Source organism: Vibrio sp. QJM3NY_21, from assembly GCF_057785975.1.
In genome coordinates this window covers 1,550,286-1,569,426 of record NZ_CM173514.1, presented here as the reverse complement: position 1 = coordinate 1,569,426, position 19,141 = coordinate 1,550,286, and the positions used below count along the sequence as shown (strand labels likewise).

The following is a 19,141-nucleotide window of genomic DNA, read 5'->3' as shown; positions in this document are numbered from 1 at the left end:
AATCTATGCAAAAGATGAGAGGAAGAAATTATTTTCGTGATCTGAATATCAAATTTGATAATGACTTTAATCCGGTTAAATAAAAGTCACATCAATTGAAGGTAAGTTATCGAACGGGAGCTTGTGATCTTAGTCACTCCAAGTTTTTGTTCGAAGTCAGAACATGAGAGTCAGATCACTAACCCTATGTCGGTACGCCCCCTACGCCCTCCCATCTACTCCTAGTTTGTCGCGTTAGCGGGAGGATGTTTAGTTAATGGTGACCATGCACGATATGTGACAGATGAATTAGAACTATTAAAAGCGAGATTTCTGAAATGAAACCAACTCAGCAAAAAACTTTCGATAAAGTGTCGTTCCAAGAAAGCGTTAAGAAGCATTTATCTGCAACCTACGCAACAACGATTGAAAACGCAGATAGCCGCGCATGGTACCTAGCAATGGGGCGTGCGCTAGCAGAATTGACAACATTTGATCTGTTAGAAACTGAAAATGACGAAAAAATTAAGAACGCGAAGAGCGTTAACTACCTTTCACTAGAGTTTTTGATTGGTCGTTTAACAGGTAATAACCTGATCAGCATGGGTCTGTACGAACAGATCACTCATGCAATGGAAGAGCTAGGTCAAAACCTAACTGATCTTCTAGAAGAAGAACGCGACCCATCACTAGGCAATGGTGGTCTTGGTCGTCTAGCCGCTTGTTTCATGGATTCTTGTGCCGCTCAAGAATACCCAACAGTAGGCTACGGTCTTCACTACGAATACGGTCTATTCAAACAGTCTTTCCAAGACGGTCGTCAACAAGAAGCACCTGACGCATGGCGTGGTGTTGAAGGTTACCCATGGGAAGTAGCTCGTCCAGAACTAGCACAACACATTGGTTTTTACGGTCATGTAGAAGTTGAATATATCGACGGTAAAGAAGTTCGTACTTGGGTTCCGGGTATGGAAGTGAAAGCAATGCCTTGGGATCTACCTATCGTAGGTTACGAGTCAAACACAGTTTACCCATTGCGTCTTTGGGAATGTCAGGCAATCGCACCATTCTCACTAGCAAGCTTTAACAACGGCGACTACTTCGAAGCGCAACACTCGCTAATCGATGCAGGCAACATCACTAAAGTACTTTACCCGAACGACAACCACGAGAAAGGTAAGACACTGCGTCTAATGCAGCAGTACTTCCACTCAGCAGCGTCTGTTCGCGATATTCTACGTCGTCACGAAGCAGCAGGTTTCTCTCTAGAAGATCTGCCTAAGCAAGAAACGATTCAACTGAACGATACGCATCCAACGATCGCTATCCCTGAATTGATGCGCATCCTGATCGATGAGAAAGGTTTAACTTGGGACCAAGCTTGGGAAATCAGTGCTCATACGTTCGCATACACGAACCACACACTACTTCCAGAAGCATTAGAGACTTGGTCTGAATCTTTGATCAACCGTCTTCTTCCACGTCACATGGAAATCATTTTTGAAATCAACCACCGCTTCATGCAAGAAGTTCGCAAGATGTGGCCTGGTGACGGTGAGAAGCAAGCGAAGCTTTCTATCATCCAAGAAGGTTTCCACCGCATGGTTCGCATGGCAAACCTATGTGTGATTGGCTCTTACAAAGTAAACGGTGTAGCTGCGCTTCACTCTCAACTGGTTAAGAAAGACTTGTTCCCTGAGTTCAACGAAATCTTCCCAGGCAAACTGACTAACGTAACGAACGGCATTACGCCACGTCGTTGGTTGAAGTTCTGTAACCCAGGGCTATCTACGCTAATTACTGGCAAGATAGGCACTGAGTGGCCAGCAAAACTAGAGCAGCTTGAAGGCATAGCTAAGTTTGCAACAGACGCGAAATTCCAAAAAGAATTCATGGCTGTTAAGAAAGAAAACAAACAGCGCCTTGCTGATTGGGTTCAAGAGAACATGGGTATCGAGCTAGATACGAACGCTATCTTCGACGTGCAAATCAAGCGTCTTCACGAATACAAGCGTCAGCACCTAGACTTGCTACACATTCTATCTCTGTACCACCGTATTCTTAACGAACCTGGTTTCGAGTGTGAGCCACGCGTATGTTTCTTCGCAGCGAAAGCAGCACCGGGTTACCACCTAGCGAAAGAGATCATCTTCGCGGTTAACAAGATTGCAGAGAAGATCAACAACGACCCTCGCATTGGCAACAAGCTGAAAGTGGTATTCATCCCTGATTACCGTGTAAGCATGGCTGAAATCATTATTCCTGCGGCAGATGTTTCTCAGCAAATCTCACTGGCTGGTAAAGAAGCATCGGGTACGGGCAACATGAAGATGGCGCTAAACGGCGCGCTAACTATCGGTACGATGGATGGTGCAAACGTTGAGATTCGTGAAGAAGTTGGCGATGAAAACATCTACATCTTTGGCCTAGACGTTGATGGTGTAGTGGCATTGCAAGCTCAGGGTTACAACCCATACGATTACTACAACGCAGACCCACTGCTGAAAGCATCTCTAGACCTACTGACTGGCGATGAGTTCTCTCCAGGTCAACCAGGCCTTCTACGTGCAACGTTTGATAGCCTACTAGACGGTGGCGACCCGTACCTATGTCTTGCTGACTTCGCATCTTATGTGAAAGCACATGAAGACATGGGCAAGCAGTACAAAGACCAAGCAGGTTGGGCTAAGAAAGCGATTCTTAACACAGCATTGGTTGGTAAGTTCACATCAGACCGCTCTATTCGCGATTACGTGAACAACATTTGGAAACTTGAAGCGGTTAACCGTTAATACTTCCAAAGTAGCCAAGGCAGTTTCTGCCTTGGCTCAATTAGCTTGTGAGCAAACGAAAGGCTTAAAGGTTTGTCGTTTATAAACAAGATGCTTACAAACTGATTGTCACAAGCTAATTGATTAGTAACAAATTAAATAACAACCCTACAAAATTGAAAGCGTCAGAACGTTTTCGGAGAGAGCGATGAAAGAACAGACCGTATTAAAACAAGTCGCAGAAATGGCAAATATTGCCGACAGTTACGTTAGTGCGTGGGGCGATGAAGCACAAGTATCAGAAGAGACGATTACGTCTCTATTGGCTTCATTGGGCTACGATACAAGCAGCGATGATGCACTGCTTAAATCTGCAGAAAGAAAACACAAAAAAGATGTACTAGACCCAGTTCTTGTCTTGCGTGACGGTGAGCCAGTAGAAGTGGCGCTTAATCTAGGTGTAAGTGCTCGTGAAAGTGAGTTCAGCTGGCGCTTAGAAACCGAGCAAGGAGAGGTACTTGAAGGCTATCTTCAATCTCAAGTCGTTCGTGACGAGCGTGCCGAGGGTGGCCCTTTAGTGTTTGCATTGCCAAGTGATTTGGCATGGGGTTATCACAAGTTGATTGTGAGCCGTAAGCGCCGTAAGAAGCCTTACGAGATGACATTGATCATTACGCCAAAAGCGTGTTTCAAGCAGTCACCAATCGAGCAAGGCAAAAAGCTTTGGGGACCAAGTGTTCAACTGTACACACTAAGAACTCAGCACAACTGGGGTATTGGTGATTTTGGTGACCTTAAACAGCTTGTTGCTGATATCGCTTCTCGCGGTGGTGATTTTGTTGGCCTAAACCCAATTCACTCATTATTCCCAGCGAACCCAGAAGGCGCGAGCCCATACAGCCCGTCGTCACGTCGTTGGTTGAACATCTTATACATTGATGTGAGCTCAGTACCTGAATTCGCATTAAGTGCTGAAGCACAACAAACGGTAGGCAGCGCTGAATTCCAACAGCGTCTACAAAAAGCTCGTGAAGCGCACTGGGTAAATTACACCGAAGTGTCTGAGCTTAAGATGAGCATCTTGCCTCTGTTATTCGCAGAATTTAAGACTCGTCATCTAGACAAGAACAGCGATCGTGCACAAGCGTTCTTAGCGTTTGTAGAAGAAGGTGGTGAAAGCCTGATGCATCAAGCGGCGTTTGATGCTCTGCACGGTGAGTTACATGCCGAAGATTCAGGTATGTGGGGCTGGCCAGTATTCCCAGAGAAGTATCGTACATTCGAAAGCCCAGCGACACAGAAATACATTAAAGAGAACCTAGAGAATGTTCATCTTTACATGTACCTGCAGTGGTTAGCGGATTGCCAAATCAACGATGCACAGTCTCTTGCTGAAGAGAAAGGCATGGCCGTTGGTTTGTACCGTGACCTAGCTGTTGGTGTTGCTGATTCAGGCAGCGAAACTTGGGCCGATGAAGGCAACCTAGTGATGGATGCGAGCATCGGTGCTCCACCGGATGTGCTTGGTCCTCTAGGTCAAAACTGGGGTTTACCACCACTTAATCCTGAAGTGCTTCAAGAAACGAGCTACGACGCTTACATCAAGCTACTTCGTGCCAACATGAAGCACTGTGGTGCACTTCGTATTGATCATGTTTTAGGCCTACTGCGTTTGTGGTGGATTCCAAAAGGCGAAAACGCAACCAAGGGTGCGTACATCTACTACCCAGTACAAGACATGCTGTCAATTCTGGCGCTTGAATCTCACCGTTACCAATGTAGCGTTATTGGTGAAGATTTAGGTACTGTGCCGGATGAAATCGTCGATATTCTAGCGGATGCGGGTGTGCATTCTTACAAAGTATTCTTCTTCGAAACATCAGAAGATGACGGTGGCTTTATCTCACCGAAACATTATGCGCCACAATCGATGGCGGCACTTTGTACTCATGATATGCCAACGCTTCGCGGCTTCTGGCATTGTGATGACTTGAAAATGGGTCAAGAGATTGGTTTATACCCAGATGCAGAACAGCTAGAAACCTTGTTCGATGACCGTCTGGAATGCAAACAAGGTATCTTAGATTCGGTGGCGTGGCATGGCTTCTTACCTGAAGGTGTTGGTCGTGATGCAAGCCAAGTACCGATGGACTCTTATCTTGCTGAAGCACTTCAACTGCACGTTGCGGCTGGTGGTTCGACACTTCTTAGTGTTCAACTGGAAGATTGGTTAGAGATGGACAAGCCAGTAAACATTCCTGGTACTGTCGATGAATACCCTAACTGGCGTCGTAAACTATCAATGAACTTGGACGAAATATTTGCTCACGAAGGGGTAAATCGTATCGCTTCTAAGCTGACTGACGTTCGAGAAAAAGCAGCTAAGTAATGACGTTGAGTGGCTTGAAAATCGGTGGTTTTTTGCTTACGCCGTACGAAACTACAACCTCGGTCACTCAATAATGAATGCTCATCTGGTAGAATAAACCGTCGTTATATTGCCCGCACTAATAGCGGGCATTTTTGTATTATATTTTTTGGATGTTTGGTTAGGGAGAAGCGTTTTGGAACTAAGTTCGATTTCAAAGCAAAAACAAATATATACCCAACTATCACAGGCTTGTTTCACTGACCCATTTGCGTTTTTAGGGCCATACCTACCTTCTGAGCAAGGTGCATTACGTGTGTGGATTCCTGGGGCAAATAAAGTCGAGTTGATTGTTGGAAAGGAACCTCGTATTGAGTTAGCGCGAGAGGGTGAAAGTGGTTTCATTCTTAAGCAAGAGAGAGATTTACGTTTTACTCACTACAAGCTCGCGGTTGATTGGGCTGGAGTCGAGCAGATCATCGATGATCCATACCAGTACCACGATCTGTACGCGAGTTATGAAGATCTCCATACACCTAAAGATATGTATCATCACATGGGGGCTCAGTTTATTACGCTAGAGCGTGATGGACAGACGATTTCAGGTACGCGTTTCTTGGTGTATGCACCGCATGCAACAGCGGCAAGCTTAGTGGGTAACTTCAACGCTTGGGATGGTCGTCGTCATCCAATGCAACGCTTAGATTATGGCATGTGGGGCCTATTCATTCCTGAACTGGAAGAAGGCGCTCAATACAAGTTTGAATTAAAAGGACCTGATGGCGAAGGCTTACCACACAAAGCTGACCCATGGGGTTTTTACTCTGAGCAGTACCCTTCATTTTCTTCTGTGACTTACGATCACGCTCGTTACGAGTGGCAAGATACTCAGTGGCAGAATCGCCCAGTAACGCAAAAGCGTAAAGAAGCACTTTCGTTCTATGAACTGCACGCTGGTTCTTGGAAGCGTAACGCTGAAGGGGAATTCTTAAACTACCGTGAGCTTGCTGCTGAATTGATCCCATATTTAACGGACTTGGGTTACACGCATGTAGAGTTGATGCCGGTTTCAGAGCATCCGTTTTACGGTTCTTGGGGCTATCAGCCAATAGGCTTGTTCGCTCCAACGAGTCGTTTTGGCTCTCCTGATGACTTCAAATTCTTCGTCGATCAATGTCACCAAGCTGGTCTGGGTGTTGTTCTGGATTGGGTTCCAGCACACTTCCCTAGTGATGATCACGGCTTAGCCAACTTTGATGGAACACCTTTGTTCCATGATCCAGATCCACGTCGTGGTTGGCACCAAGATTGGAATTCGTACATTTACGATTTAGGCAAAGAGCATGTGCGCCGTTTCTTGGTTGCAAACGCACTGTACTGGTTTGAACAATTCCATATCGACGGCATTCGTGTTGATGCGGTTGCTTCGATGTTGTACCTCGATTATTCGCGTAGCCATGATCAATGGATTCCGAATGCAGACGGCGGCAACGAAAACTACGATGCTATCGCAACCCTTAAGTGGATGAACGAAGAAGTGTACAAGCACTTCCCGAATGCGATGACGATTGCTGAAGAATCAACGGCTTTCCCTGGTGTTTCAGCCCCAACCTTTATGGGCGGCTTAGGCTTCGGCTTTAAGTGGAACATGGGTTGGATGCACGATAGTTTGTCTTACATCCAAGAAGATCCAATCAATCGTAAATATCACCACGATACAATTACCTTCCCATTGGTTTATGCACACAGTGAGAACTATGTATTGTCTCTATCTCACGATGAGGTGGTTTATGGTAAAGGATCTATCCACGAAAAAATGCCTGGTGATGAGTGGCAGCAAACGGCAAATCTACGTGCTTACATGGGTTACATGTACGCGCAGCCGGGTAAGAAGCTGAACTTCATGGGTGCTGAATTTGGTCAGACGGCGGAATGGAACCACGATGATCAACTGCAATGGTTTTTGCTAGATTATGAACGTCATCAAGGTGTTCAGCGCTTAACGAAAGATTTGAACAATCTGTACCGTTCTGAAGCTGCAATGCATGATCTTGATTTCGACCCGAAAGGTTTTGAATGGCGTCTACAGGATTCAGCTGAAGCGAGTATCTTAGCTCATGAGCGTATCAGTGAATCAGGCGAGCGTGTATTGGTGGTTTCTAACTTTACACCCGTTCCTCATGAGCACTTCCGCTTAGGTGTTCCAGCACAAGGTCAGTACTCTTTGTTATTGAATACAGACTCTGCGGATTATGCAGGCAGTGGCTTTGAAGTGAAGCCGGTTGCTGAGGTTGAATCAGTAGAAAGCGAAGGCTTAGACACATCGATTGAGCTGCGTTTACCACCGTTATCGACCGTTTTTTACAAGCTAAATTAGGTCTATAAGTTGAAGTAAGCGATAACTAAAAAGAAAATGGGAGCCGAAAGGCTCCCATTTTTGTATTTCTAATGCTTGGTTTATTGCTGCTTGAAGTTTGTGAGATAGAACATTGAACGTCCTACGACAGTCTCAAGGATTCGAACGGTATCAAGCCCAAAGCTATTAAACATTATCTCGCGGAATTGACCATCTGAACTGATATTAAACTGTTCAGGGCTCTTGACCTGGGAGGCATGGAAAAACATCAATTTGATCACGAATCGAAATTGATCATTATCTAGAGCGTTTTGCCAAGATTGAATGAATACTTCTTCCGACGAGAACTCTAGATTCTCTATAACAATTGATAGCATGTGTTGGTGTAGCGCTGATCGGATAGCGCGGGTCGATGGATAATAGCCCTGAAGCGTCGTCAAACTAATGCCAATTTCTTGAGCAATCCTTGCATAAGTTAGTGCTTCATGTCCTTCAGCCAGAAAAAGGTTTAGTACGATCTCATCGTAGTGTTTTTGATTTTCTAGTTTCTGTACTTGAGTAATTCGAGCCATTACAAATCTCTATTGAGTGTGACATTCTGTATATAAATTACGGATTGAGGATATTAGCAAACTATCTGGGAATAGACCTTAAAAAACAAAAAATCACACATAAAAAAATATAATTTATCCATATTTAATACGTAAATAGTTGTTTATGAATAATAAAGGCCGCTTGAGTAAGCGGCCTTTGTTTGTATTGGGTATGTTTGTGTAGAGTTTGCGAAGTTTAGAAAGGGTACCAGAACAGTTGATCTTCGAGTGCTCTCTTTGTGATTGCGAGTATCACGGCTAATGTAATAACTGTTAAACAGACAAAGTCGATACGTTTCAAAGGTGCATAGCTATACCAAGTACGCGCCTTGTGTCGGCCAAAGCCTCGAAGCGTCATTGCATTTGAAATCTCGTCTGCGCGGTCTAAGCTAGAGAAAATGAGCGGCCCTAGAACCTTAGCCACGTTTTTGATTCGAGTTATTAGGGGCGCTTTCTTCGAGAGTTCTACACCACGAGCTTGCTGAGCATGCATGATATTGATGAAGTCCTTCTTAACCTCTGGCAAGTAACGCAGCGTTAAGCTTACCGCATAGGCGATCTTGTACGGAACACCGATACGGTTGAGGCTTGCGGCAAACTCAGTCGGATGCGTAGTGAAGACGAATATTAACGCTATCGGAAACATGCTCATGTACTTAAGCGTGACGGTGACTAAGTAAAACAGAGTCTCCTGGCTCAACGAGTAGTTACCCGGTAATGTCAGTAATACAGTTTCGCTACCGATGAGCTCAGTGCCTTGCTGCGGAGCAAGCAGGAACATGAATAAAGCATTTAGACTTAAGACACTCGCCGTACCTAATAACAAAGGCTTATACACGCGTATAGGTACATTGGTGAGCTTTAATAGGTATAAACCAGTCATAATAAGCAGCGTAATCAATCTCAGGTCGAACGTAGTCAATACCACGGTTACCCAAGCTAAGAAGAGTGCAAATTTCGTGATGCCATTTAATGCGTGCAGGGGGGATTTGGTATCAATGTAGTTGATGCCGAATTTTACTTTTGATGCGTTCATAGAGAACTTCTCTCGTAGTCGATGAAGTACTGCATAAACGCATTGGTATCGTCGATTTTCATCATAGTCGCGAGTTCATAAATACTAGTGGTACAGAGGTTTGCACGTTCTAGAAGCGATGGCTGACTAAACACTTCTGTCATGGCGGCATTGGCAATAAGCTTGCTGTCTGCGATTACGATCGAACGTGTGGTGTACTCTAGAACGAGATGCATGTCGTGTGAGATGATCACCACAGTAATACCCAAATCACGGTTAAGCTTTTGGATAAACGCCAACATTGACGTGTAGTTTCGGTAATCTTGGCCTGCAGTTGGCTCATCTAAGATGAGGAGTTCAGGTTCCAACACTAAGATAGAAGCAATGGTTACACGCTTTTTCTGACCGTAGCTCAAAGCTTCGATAGGCCAGTGACGGAACTTACTCAGCCCACACAGCTCAAGAATGTTCTCAACTTTTTCTTTGACCTCATCTTCTGCAACGCCACGGTTACGAAGACCAAAAGCAATCTCGTCAAAAATCATATGATGCGAGATCATATGATTTGGGTTCTGCATTACTACACCGACCTTTTGGCTTCTTTCGAAGATAGAAAGCTCAGATAAGTCTTCACCATTTAGATAGGAAGAGCCTGAATCGGCATCGATCACACCCATGATGAGTTTGGTGATGGTAGATTTACCCGAACCGTTCTTGCCCAGAATCGAAACAAACTCGCCTTTGCCAATCTTGAAGCTCACATCTTCGAGTGCGTTCTTCTCGCCATCGTAAGAATAAGTCAGGCCATGTACTTCGAGTAAAGGCGTGTACTGCTTCTCTGCTAGCGGTGCAGGGCGTTCAGCAAACCAACCTTGTACTGAAGGGCGGAATCTTTTGTAATCCAACGCTTTGAGGTTTGAAAGCTTATCTTCGCTAGTCAGAGGTACTTTCGCTGCTTTAAGCGCAGACAGATAAAGAGGTTCACGAATACCATGCGTATCAAGTAACTTAGACGCTAAAATTTCATCGGGAGTCATATCCGCGACAATTTCACCGCGCTCCATTAAAATCACACGATCAATATCGCGATGCAGGACATCCTCAAGGCGATGCTCGATAATCACGATAGTCTTGTTGGTTTCGTTATGAAGTTGGTCGATGATCTCGATGGTCGCCTTACCTGTCTTAGGGTCAAGACTGGCTAAAGGCTCATCAAACAGCAAGATATCAACGTCATCAACTAAGATGCCGGCTAGCGATACTCGCTGCTTTTGACCACCTGAAAGATCGTGTGGCGATCGCTCAAGCATGTCCGCTAGGTCAACCATTTTTGCCGTCGACTTAACTAACGGGTACATGTCAATGTTCGACATCAACTGGTTTTCTAATGCGAATGCGATATCTTCGCCGATGCTTAAACCCACAAATTGGCTGTCAGTATCTTGCAATACTGTGCCTACCTGCTCGGTATAGTCGTGCATCGAAAATTCAGAGATATTCTTGCCGTTGATCTCTAAAGAGCCAGTTACCTCACCTTTAATTGCATGAGGTATTAGGCCATTGAGGCATTGACCTAGGGTAGATTTACCGCTTCCGCTTGGTCCAATAATGACGATTTTCTCTCCTTTCTCTATCCTTAGATTGATATTTTTTAGCGTCGGTTTATCCAGCGACTCATATCTAAAAGAGAAGTTCGAAAATTCTATAGTCATTGGCGCTTATGCCTCAGTCAGGTTGCGGCTTTGTTTGTTGCGTTTAGCGACTGATTTTAGGATCAGGAAGCCCACAACAGCGATCAGAACGGTGTTACCCGCTGCGATGATAGACAGTTGAGTGAAGACTTTAGTAAACGGTTCTGCGTATAGGATAGTGTCTAGGAACGCGGAACAGCCGTAGCCTACAACGTTACCTGCAAGGGCAAGTACCACGAATAATACAAAATCTTTCATTGGTAGTTCGCCTTGTTGAAGACGGTTCTTAGTCATCATAGGGAACAAGCCGATAACCATACCTACGATACCTGAGCCTAATACCCAAGTTAACCATACGCCCCAACCAGCAAATAAATCCGTTACCCAGTGACCAATAAAGCCAACCAAGAAGCCAACGATAGGGCCGAACAAAACAGAAAATAGTGCTAAGACTGCCATTGCTGGTTTCAATGTCGTGTTAGCAAACACAGGGACACCAAACATAGGTAAACCACCAATGCCGTACAGTGCCGCGCCAATGGCGATAACGACCACTGTTTTAGCTGAAAAGTTCATAGATAACCTCGAATACTGAAAGATAAAGCATGATAAAGAACGAATATTCGCCATTATTAATATGTGTCTCAAGGAGAACGTTTTTTGGGCAAATATAAAAAATAAGGCGCGCATTATACAGTAGAACCCTTCCATAAGGGAAGGTAAGTGTCTAGATGTCTAAAATTCCATCCGAACACTCAAATATCATGTAAAAAGCCCACTTTTACGGTTAATCAAGCAACAAAAAAGCCAGAACGGGTCTGGCTTTTTGATTCATCTTAACAATGTGTTAAGTGGGTTCATCGTATATCTACGACCATTTTGTGGTCTAGGTATAGTTAGTGGTCTAGATATAGATAGTTTTGCCAACTCTTCATGCGAATAAGGACCTTACGCATGATAGACACATGAGTGAAGCTGTCAGAATAAACGGCAACCTCGACTGCAGTACCCATAGGTAAATGGTAGTCAGACAGATCATCAGTGATGCTCAATTTAACAAACACACGACCACTGGTGCGCAATGCGTCAGTACCTAGAAGCGCGCCTCTAGCTTGGAATTGGCTCTCACCAATAGCTGGAATCACTTCATCAATACGTCCTTTAAATACTTTTCCTGGCAATGCTCTAAATAGGAACTCAGCTTTGTAACCTGGTTGTAGGCGCTGTAGCGAGTTTTGTCTAAATGCAGCGGTATAGAACTGTTCTTCTGTGTGAACAAATGTCATCACGGGAGCTAAAGGAAGTGGTACTGCCATTACACCTGGGCGTAATGCTAGTTGCGTAACGTATCCGTCTGTGGGAGCTCGAACCACGGTTTGTTCTAAATCAAACTGAGCTTTACGTAATTCAGCTAATAAGCTTAAAACCGCTGTATTCTCGCCACCTATTTCAGAGTCCAAGGCGATCTTTGTTTGTTCTAGGTTTGCATCCGCAACTTTCACGGCCGCTTCCGATGCTTTGTAAGCTTGTCTGCGAGTATCCAATTGCTGCTCGGTAAAAGCGCCGCTGTCGTAACCGCGCTTGTAACGAGAAAACTCACGTTTGGCTTTATCTCTTTCTGCGATGGCTTTGATTTTTGAAGCCTCTGCTTCAGCCACTTCAGATTCCATTCCAAGCGCACCTTGGCTTGCTTCTTTTACCTTGGCTTCTAACCTTGCGACTTCAGCTTCGAATGGAACTGGGTCGATTTTGAAAAGAATATCCCCTTGCTTCAGAGGTTTGTTTGCTTCTACAGGAACTTCGATAACTTTACCCCTAACGCCTGAAACGACTGGCGTTGTTGAGTAAACTTGGTTACCGATTTGCGTAAATGGATGGTTGTAGTTCATTAGTAGAATTAGGGTACCTACTATGATCACACCTCCAAGTACGGCAGTGGGTACTGTCCACTTATTTAGCGGGATATTGAACACCTTGAAAATGGTGATACAAAGCGCCGCATAGGTCATTATCAGCAGTAAATCCATTATTTAGCCTCCTGATCTTGAGCGTTATTTTGATCTTTAGCTTGATTCTCTTTCACTGAATCGGCTTGTTTGAGTTGAGCAATTTCTTCCTGAAGCGTGCTAACCTGATCGATTAAAATATCAACACGATGATGAATGTCGTGTTGTTCTTCTTCTAATTTAGCAAAGCCCCAGCCACGATCTTTGCGCCATAGTGTCGCCCAAATCCATAGGAACGGCCAAATTGTGTGCAAAGTGAATAGGCTAACCCAGCCTGAAACATGAATAGCATCTTGATGAGGATGATTGCGTTCTTTCGCTATTTCGTAAGGAATATCGTGAATAACGATGATGCCGTAAAAGATGACTAATGCTACGAAAATAAGTAAGCCGAGCGCAAAGTAGTCTAAAAACATAACAGATCCTTGTAATGTTAGATATTAGTTATAAATATACTACGCTATCATCCAAGTAATTGTTATAAAAATGATTTACCGAGTTGAAAATAATGTGTTGTCGCTTCTAATGCGAATAAAAGCATTGATAAATCTTATAAAATCTCATCGCGTTTGAAGAGGCTATTTCGGCTTTCTGGTTGGTATTTCAGCTGAAATGATGACAGCTACGATTCTAAATGACGTGCATAACCACAAGGGGCAAATACGGATGTATATAGGTGAATTGGCGGCCATTGGCGCTGCAATTGTGTGGGCGTGTGCGACATGGATCTATGGGCAATTTGGACATCGCTTCTCTGCGATGCAATTGAACATTGTTAAGGGTGTTGTAGCCTCTGGCATGATGCTGTTAGTCATGCCGTTAATACCGATGCCTGAATTTGAATTGAGTACCAACCATTTTCTGATATTGGCAATTTCAGGTGTGATTGGCATTGCGATTGGAGATAGCGCCTATTTTGCGGCGTTGAAAAGAATCGGTGCTAATAAGACGCTGTTACTGGAATCTTTAGCACCGCCTCTTTCTGGCGTGCTGGCACTCATGTTTCTTGGTGCCGCATTAACGTTGCAAAGTTGGCTCGGAGTCGTGATTACAACATTAGCGGTGACCTTTGTTGTCTTTCAGCCATCAAAACCGGCGAGCGGTGAATCGAATGACAAAGCACAGTGGGGTGGCATTGGTTATGGGCTTGTGGCGAGTGTTTGTCAGGCATCTGGTGTGGTTATTTCTCATTACGCGTTAGTGGCGGGTGACATTCCACCATTGTTAGGTGCTTTGATTCGCCTGACGATTGGCGTGTTTGCCGTAATGCTGATTATCCCTTTTGTTGAAAAGAAGCCGTATTCATCGATAAAAAGAGATTTATGGGAAATGACCAAGCTCGATAAACTTTGGTTATTAGGGGCAATCTTTGTCGGGACGTTTCTCGCTCTATGGCTTCAACAAGTGGCGCTGAAAAATGCGAACCCTGCGATTGCACAAACGTTGATAGCGACCAGCCCGGTCTTTATTTTGGTGATTTATGCGATTAAAGGGGAGAAGGTGTCAAAGCAAAGCGTCATAGGGACGCTTGCTGCCCTTGCTGGTATTTCTCTGTTCTTTTATCAATAAGGTGCGGGCTTAGCTACAGAGCTACAGATCTATAGAGTCACAGAGCTACATACAACTACTCTGTACACACTTGATTACGGCCGTTGGCTTTAGCTCGGTATAGCGCTTTATCGGCACGGTAGAAGGTACGCTGAGTATTTTCTCCATCGCGATGTAAAGTGATACCGATACTCACGGTTAAACCGCGTTCTCCGAGTATTTCATGCCATCCGAATTGGAAGATGCGCTCTCGATAATTTTCAGAGTGCATTTCTGCTTTAGGAAGATCCGTGTTCTCTAGAATGACGAGGAACTCTTCTCCACCAAATCTGACACATGACGCGCCTCTAAACTTAAAGTATGAGCGCAGCTCTTGAGAAACGCTGACAATCGCTTTATCACCCACTAAGTGGCTTAGTTCATCATTGATAGACTTAAAGTGGTCGATATCAACAACCATCAAGGCGAAAGGTGCTTCGTGAAGCAACAGGTCTTTTAGTTTTACATCTAACCATCGACGGTTGTGTAACCCGGTCAGTGGGTCGGTGAAAACATCTTGTTGTAGTTGAGCAACTGTATTCTTGTGCTGTTCAGTCGTCTCTTTGAGTTCTCTATTTTCTTGTTCAGAGAGAATGAGTTTTAGTTGTAACTCAAAACGCGATAGGCGGCGTAGTTGGCTTGCACCGAGTTCGCTGATCGGGATCTGCTTCATCAGATCCGTTTCAATTCGGTAACCTTTTTTCTCATAGCTCAGAGCTTCTTGAAAACGGCCCTGATTCATACATACGTCACTCAAAGAGTCATAGAAACGCTTTGCAAGCACTGGCGATGAGTAGGCTTTTACACGTTTGTCTGTGCTCGACAAAATCATGCTCGCATAGTCTTGCTTTCCGGTTGCACTTAGGCAATGTGCTAACTCGAGACGAGTCATGGTCGCGAGCCAGCTTGCTTGAGTGCTGTTGGCTGGGTATTGAACTTTTGATAGGCAACGTAAGGCTTCATGGTATTTTTTCTTAGCACGAAGCACTTTCGCTTGGTAGAGCAATATTTGAGCTGTGAGCAACTTGTCACTCACTAGAATACTTAATTCTTCGCACTCATTCAGTAAATCGCTGGCCGCGGTAATGCGGTTGAGCAGAAGTAGGCTTGCTACCATATGCAGCTTGAATTTGAGGCGAAGTGAGCGACTGCTAATCGCGTGGTCTATACTGCTGATTTTTTGGTAATAGCGAAGAGCTCTGTTGTGATCGCCATAGGCATCACACAGGTTCCCCATGCCTAAAATTGCTAATACATATTCATCGATATGGCCATGTTCAACCGCGATTGTCGATGAACTGACGAATTCATTCAGTGCTGACGTGTAATCACCAATTTCAACTAAGCGGTCACTAAGGCTGGTCTTTACTGTGAGAATGTCTTCGATATCTACAGGAAGGTGGAGTAGGTCGAGTGCAAGCCTGAGTTCTTCAATACTGGTTTGATTTTGTTGCAACTCGGCACGGTACTCAGAGCTGATTATATAGCAGTGCGCTTGCTCTGTTTGCGTGGTCGAAACGTGCTGGCGAATGTGGTTCCAGAATATGATCGCTTCTTCACCCGATACCGATGAAGGGTCTAAACCAGCATCTGTGATTTTGCGTAATAGGGTTTCCATTATTCTATTACCTCAGCATCGTCTTCTTCTAATTGTTCAAGAGTGAACGGGAACGTCAAAATATCATTGAGGCTGACGGTAGGTCTCGAACCTTTTAATCCTTTTCTATGCCATGGATATATTTCTAGCATGGTGCTGAGAGTTTGGAAGGTTTGTTCTGCGGCTTCGCCTTTTTCTGAAAGCATCATAGCAACACGCTCTGAACTCAGCCTAGCGATGAAGTCGTTTTGATTACACAAGGTATGAGCAATCTCGGTACAGACATCTAAGTAATCGGTATCGACATGATGGAACATAATGATGCTGTGGTTCGAACGCTTAAGTTCTGTTTTAAAGAGGACCAGCTTCTCCCACCAAAAGGTTTCAGAGACGACATAAGAGAGGTGCTTTTCAGGATCGTATTCATGCTGGCCACGAATACGATTAATCAGCTTTCGTGCTCTCTGTTCAAGCTGGCGTTTTGAACTGCGCGCTTTGTCTAAACCGACACGATTAGTTTGCTCTTTAAGCATACCGATGGAATATTGACGGTACTTTTTAAAGGCGACCAACGCAGCTTTGAAATCTTGGTTTTCTTCGGCAACCAAGGATTGTTGGTAACAAATTTGGCTAAGCAACTCACCATTATCGAATTCATTTGCAGAGTGTTCAGCGAGTTTCAGCAATTCTGCCGCATGTTCTGGTCTTTTTCTCAGGAGCTCCAATCGAGCTCGACTGATGTAAGAGTGCGCTTTCATCCAAACGAGGTTGTGTTCTACGGCTAGATTGTGCGCTTTGGCTGTCGCGCGCTCTGCATCATCTAGACGTTCAAGCCCAAGCAGAGCAAGGCCTCGAAAGTCCCATACTTCGGCATGCCAAGTGTTATCTTTATGCTCTTTTAACGCTTCTTCTGCACCGTCGAGTACCGACAGCATTTCAACATAGTTGTTAAGCAGGTAGTAATCCCAAGCGAGCAGTATTCTTGCTTTGCCCTCTAGCCAACCAATGCGGCTGTTGTTAGCCACTTTAACGGCAAGCTGATGGGTAGAACGTGCAAGCTTATATTCATGAGTCATTCGCCAAATGTTGCCAAGCCCAATGAGACATTCAATTTGAATCTCGACTTCATCAACCAGTGCAGATTGCTCTAAGGCATTGATCCAGAACTGTTGGGCGGAGTAATACTTGGCTTGTCCCCAGTACTGGAGCGCGTGTAAATGGAGTATTTCAGGGAGGAAAAGGTCGGTATCTAATCGGTTCTGGCGCTTGTAGGCTTCCTTGATGTACTTCAAACCTTTTTGGTAATCCATCAGGTTCCAGCTACACCTTGCCATTAACATCAACGACTGGATAGCACCCTCTTCAAACAGAACTTGCTCCGATCGGACTAGGCACTGTTGAGCAATCTCAAGGATCACCGATGGCTCAGAGTCGACACGAGTTTTGAGTTGTTCTAGTTCTGTTTCAAGAAGGTACTGGTTTTTGTCCAAGACTTAGATCCATAATTATCGAACATATTGATAACACAATCATTATAAGTGTGTGATTTGAGATAAGCACCAATTATCTTTCTTAGAGCGTCAAAGGAACATGTATCTTTTCTAATTATGGGTGTTACCTCATGTTGTTGCTTTAAAATCAATGAGTTCCCGAATAATTATCTAGCTGATACGTGTCTATGAAAGTAGTTGCTTTAAGGTCAATGGCTGCTCTGCTACACCTAAGCGCTGCGCTGCCGTGAGCCCTTGCTTATCTTGGTAGCACAGATTGTGCCAAGCTCTGAATATGTCGAGTAATGGAAGAATGCCCCCAGGACGAAGCTTACGTCTGGGCTCATTAATGAAGCTATCAAATAACAGCTGGAAGCGTTGTTGATAGAACTTGGTTTGCTGAATTGAGGCAGTGTTAAACCACTGTTTTGGTTCTGGATTGTTACCCGTCAGGTAGCAAATACCTTTCTGATTATCACCTTGATTTGCGATAGCCCAACGATCGCGCCACCAGCTCATGTGAACGATGTCGATCTTTTCGAAACTTTGATCGTCTTGCCACCCAGGATCTTCCTCTACATACATAAGGTCAATATTTTGACTCTGAATGCGCGGCAAACATACACTTAAAGCGGCAGATCTTAGTAATGGATCTTGTGGCATATAGATAGCAACATGCTTGTCTTCATTACACATATCAAGCACATGTAAGAAGTGAGCATAGGAGGTATAAGGCGGTCGAATCAGCGCGCCTTTCGAAGGGTAGCTAAATGTGGTGAGGTTACCCATAGGATCCTCAACGTTACCTCTCGCTAGAATCACTTGGTACTGCTGTTCAATACGCTCTTTCAACTTGTCAGATGGCTGAGGTTGTTCGAGGTTCGCTTCTGATGAGTGATCTTTGGATACAAAACGCGCAACATCATCGTAAGGATTGTGGTCAACATTCCCTGAAGGCTCTTCATTTTGAGAATAGTTGACGTGTTGGCAAAGGATATAGCCAGAATGCGCCTCACCCGTTGCTATCCAAACCACACCATTGTTGCTTTGCGGTTGCAGACGTTGATAGTGAGAAGCGAATTGATAATCTTTGGCATGATTAACCCATCGTGCATCGATCATCGCTAATTTACGGCGGCAACGGCTCGCGATGTGGTCAACATGATCATAGAAAGTCTTTGGGTTGATCTCAAGTTTTCTGCAGATTTCACGTACGGAATAACCCATGAACAATAAGCCCATGAGGTTTTCTTGAAACTGAAGTTTTTTATTGGATCCAGACCACTTGTCAACGAAGGTTGACTGGCAGTCTTTACATCGATAACGCTGCCTGTCGCCACTGTAGCCGAAGGCATGGTAAAGATGTTTGTGGGTATGAACCGATAGGCCAAAGTTATCGCAATCATCATTGCGGCAAGCAGGAAGGCCATCGCTGTGAAGTTGTCGCAGGCGATGAAGTTCGCTTAACACTTCACGATTGTTAAGTAAGGGGGGGAAAGCTCCACATTCACGACAAACCATCGCTGGACGCTTAGGGTTCGCGTGTTGCAAAACATACCGTTTTGCATCGCTCAAGCCAAAGTTGTCACACGCCAATGTTTTACAAAAGTTGAGTTGCAAACCATCCGCATCTTTTGGCAGCTTGTCGTTAGACACGATCTCCCCCTCGGGATTATTTGAGCAGCCAA

General features: G+C 44.6%; 13 protein-coding genes. 4 read left to right on the top strand and 9 right to left on the bottom strand.

The window, feature by feature from the left end; translation table 11 throughout:
- Nucleotides 1-317 precede the first annotated feature (317 nt).
- The 3 genes from AC3CID_RS22380 to glgB all read left to right on the top strand — a co-directional run bounded on the left by AC3CID_RS22380 (nucleotide 318) and on the right by glgB (nucleotide 7,495).
- A complete protein-coding gene (locus tag AC3CID_RS22380; protein WP_010431613.1) occupies nucleotides 318-2,771 on the top strand; it encodes a glycogen/starch/alpha-glucan phosphorylase in 2,454 nt (817 codons plus the stop codon).
- Nucleotides 2,772-2,958: 187 nt separating this feature from the next.
- Nucleotides 2,959-5,139, top strand: a complete 2,181-nt coding sequence (gene malQ, locus AC3CID_RS22375) for a 4-alpha-glucanotransferase (protein ID WP_004732094.1) — start codon at nucleotides 2,959-2,961, stop codon at nucleotides 5,137-5,139.
- A 175-nt stretch (nucleotides 5,140-5,314) separates the two neighbouring features.
- Nucleotides 5,315-7,495: a 1,4-alpha-glucan branching protein GlgB gene (gene glgB, locus AC3CID_RS22370; protein ID WP_065206705.1), complete on the top strand. Its 2,181-nt coding sequence runs from the start codon at nucleotides 5,315-5,317 to the stop codon at nucleotides 7,493-7,495.
- An 80-nt stretch (nucleotides 7,496-7,575) separates the two neighbouring features.
- On the opposite strand, the gene AC3CID_RS22365 is transcribed toward glgB, so the two are convergent.
- From AC3CID_RS22365 to AC3CID_RS22340, 6 genes are all read right to left on the bottom strand, one after another.
- Nucleotides 7,576-8,046 (bottom strand): TetR/AcrR family transcriptional regulator, encoded by a 471-nt coding sequence (locus AC3CID_RS22365; protein WP_171307579.1) that lies wholly within the window; start codon nucleotides 8,044-8,046, stop codon nucleotides 7,576-7,578.
- Nucleotides 8,047-8,263: 217 nt separating this feature from the next.
- Nucleotides 8,264-9,103, bottom strand: a complete 840-nt coding sequence (locus AC3CID_RS22360; RefSeq protein WP_171307580.1) for an energy-coupling factor transporter transmembrane component T family protein — start codon at nucleotides 9,101-9,103, stop codon at nucleotides 8,264-8,266.
- On the bottom strand, nucleotides 9,100-10,794 hold the full coding sequence (locus AC3CID_RS22355; protein WP_171307581.1) for an ABC transporter ATP-binding protein: 1,695 nt from the start codon (nucleotides 10,792-10,794) through the stop codon (nucleotides 9,100-9,102). Before AC3CID_RS22355 ends, AC3CID_RS22360 begins: the two co-directional genes overlap by 4 nt.
- Before the next feature lie 6 nt (nucleotides 10,795-10,800).
- On the bottom strand, nucleotides 10,801-11,349 hold the full coding sequence (locus AC3CID_RS22350) for an ECF-type riboflavin transporter substrate-binding protein (protein ID WP_048609818.1): 549 nt from the start codon (nucleotides 11,347-11,349) through the stop codon (nucleotides 10,801-10,803).
- A gap of 320 nt (nucleotides 11,350-11,669) precedes the next feature.
- Entirely contained in the window at nucleotides 11,670-12,800 is a 1,131-nt protein-coding gene (locus tag AC3CID_RS22345) for an HlyD family secretion protein (protein WP_065206707.1), read from the bottom strand.
- A complete protein-coding gene (locus tag AC3CID_RS22340; protein ID WP_065206708.1) occupies nucleotides 12,800-13,195 on the bottom strand; it encodes a DUF3302 domain-containing protein in 396 nt (131 codons plus the stop codon). The genes AC3CID_RS22345 and AC3CID_RS22340 overlap by 1 nt, the downstream gene beginning before the upstream one ends.
- A 250-nt stretch (nucleotides 13,196-13,445) precedes the next feature.
- Here AC3CID_RS22340 and AC3CID_RS22335 point away from each other — a divergent pair, with 250 nt between their 5' ends.
- On the top strand, nucleotides 13,446-14,348 hold the full coding sequence (locus AC3CID_RS22335; protein ID WP_065206709.1) for a DMT family transporter: 903 nt from the start codon (nucleotides 13,446-13,448) through the stop codon (nucleotides 14,346-14,348).
- Between the two features lie 55 nt (nucleotides 14,349-14,403).
- On the opposite strand, the gene AC3CID_RS22330 is transcribed toward AC3CID_RS22335, so the two are convergent.
- The 3 genes from AC3CID_RS22330 to AC3CID_RS22320 all read right to left on the bottom strand — a co-directional run bounded on the left by AC3CID_RS22330 (nucleotide 14,404) and on the right by AC3CID_RS22320 (nucleotide 19,109).
- Nucleotides 14,404-15,984, bottom strand: coding sequence for a GGDEF domain-containing protein (locus AC3CID_RS22330; RefSeq protein WP_017094635.1), 1,581 nt, complete (start codon nucleotides 15,982-15,984; stop codon nucleotides 14,404-14,406).
- The gene (locus tag AC3CID_RS22325) at nucleotides 15,984-17,453 is read right to left on the bottom strand and encodes a hypothetical protein (protein WP_017090319.1); all 1,470 of its coding nucleotides are present in this window, start codon (nucleotides 17,451-17,453) and stop codon (nucleotides 15,984-15,986) included. Before AC3CID_RS22325 ends, AC3CID_RS22330 begins: the two co-directional genes overlap by 1 nt.
- A gap of 186 nt (nucleotides 17,454-17,639) precedes the next feature.
- A complete protein-coding gene (locus tag AC3CID_RS22320; RefSeq protein WP_029222154.1) occupies nucleotides 17,640-19,109 on the bottom strand; it encodes a lactate dehydrogenase in 1,470 nt (489 codons plus the stop codon).
- Nucleotides 19,110-19,141 lie beyond the last annotated feature (32 nt).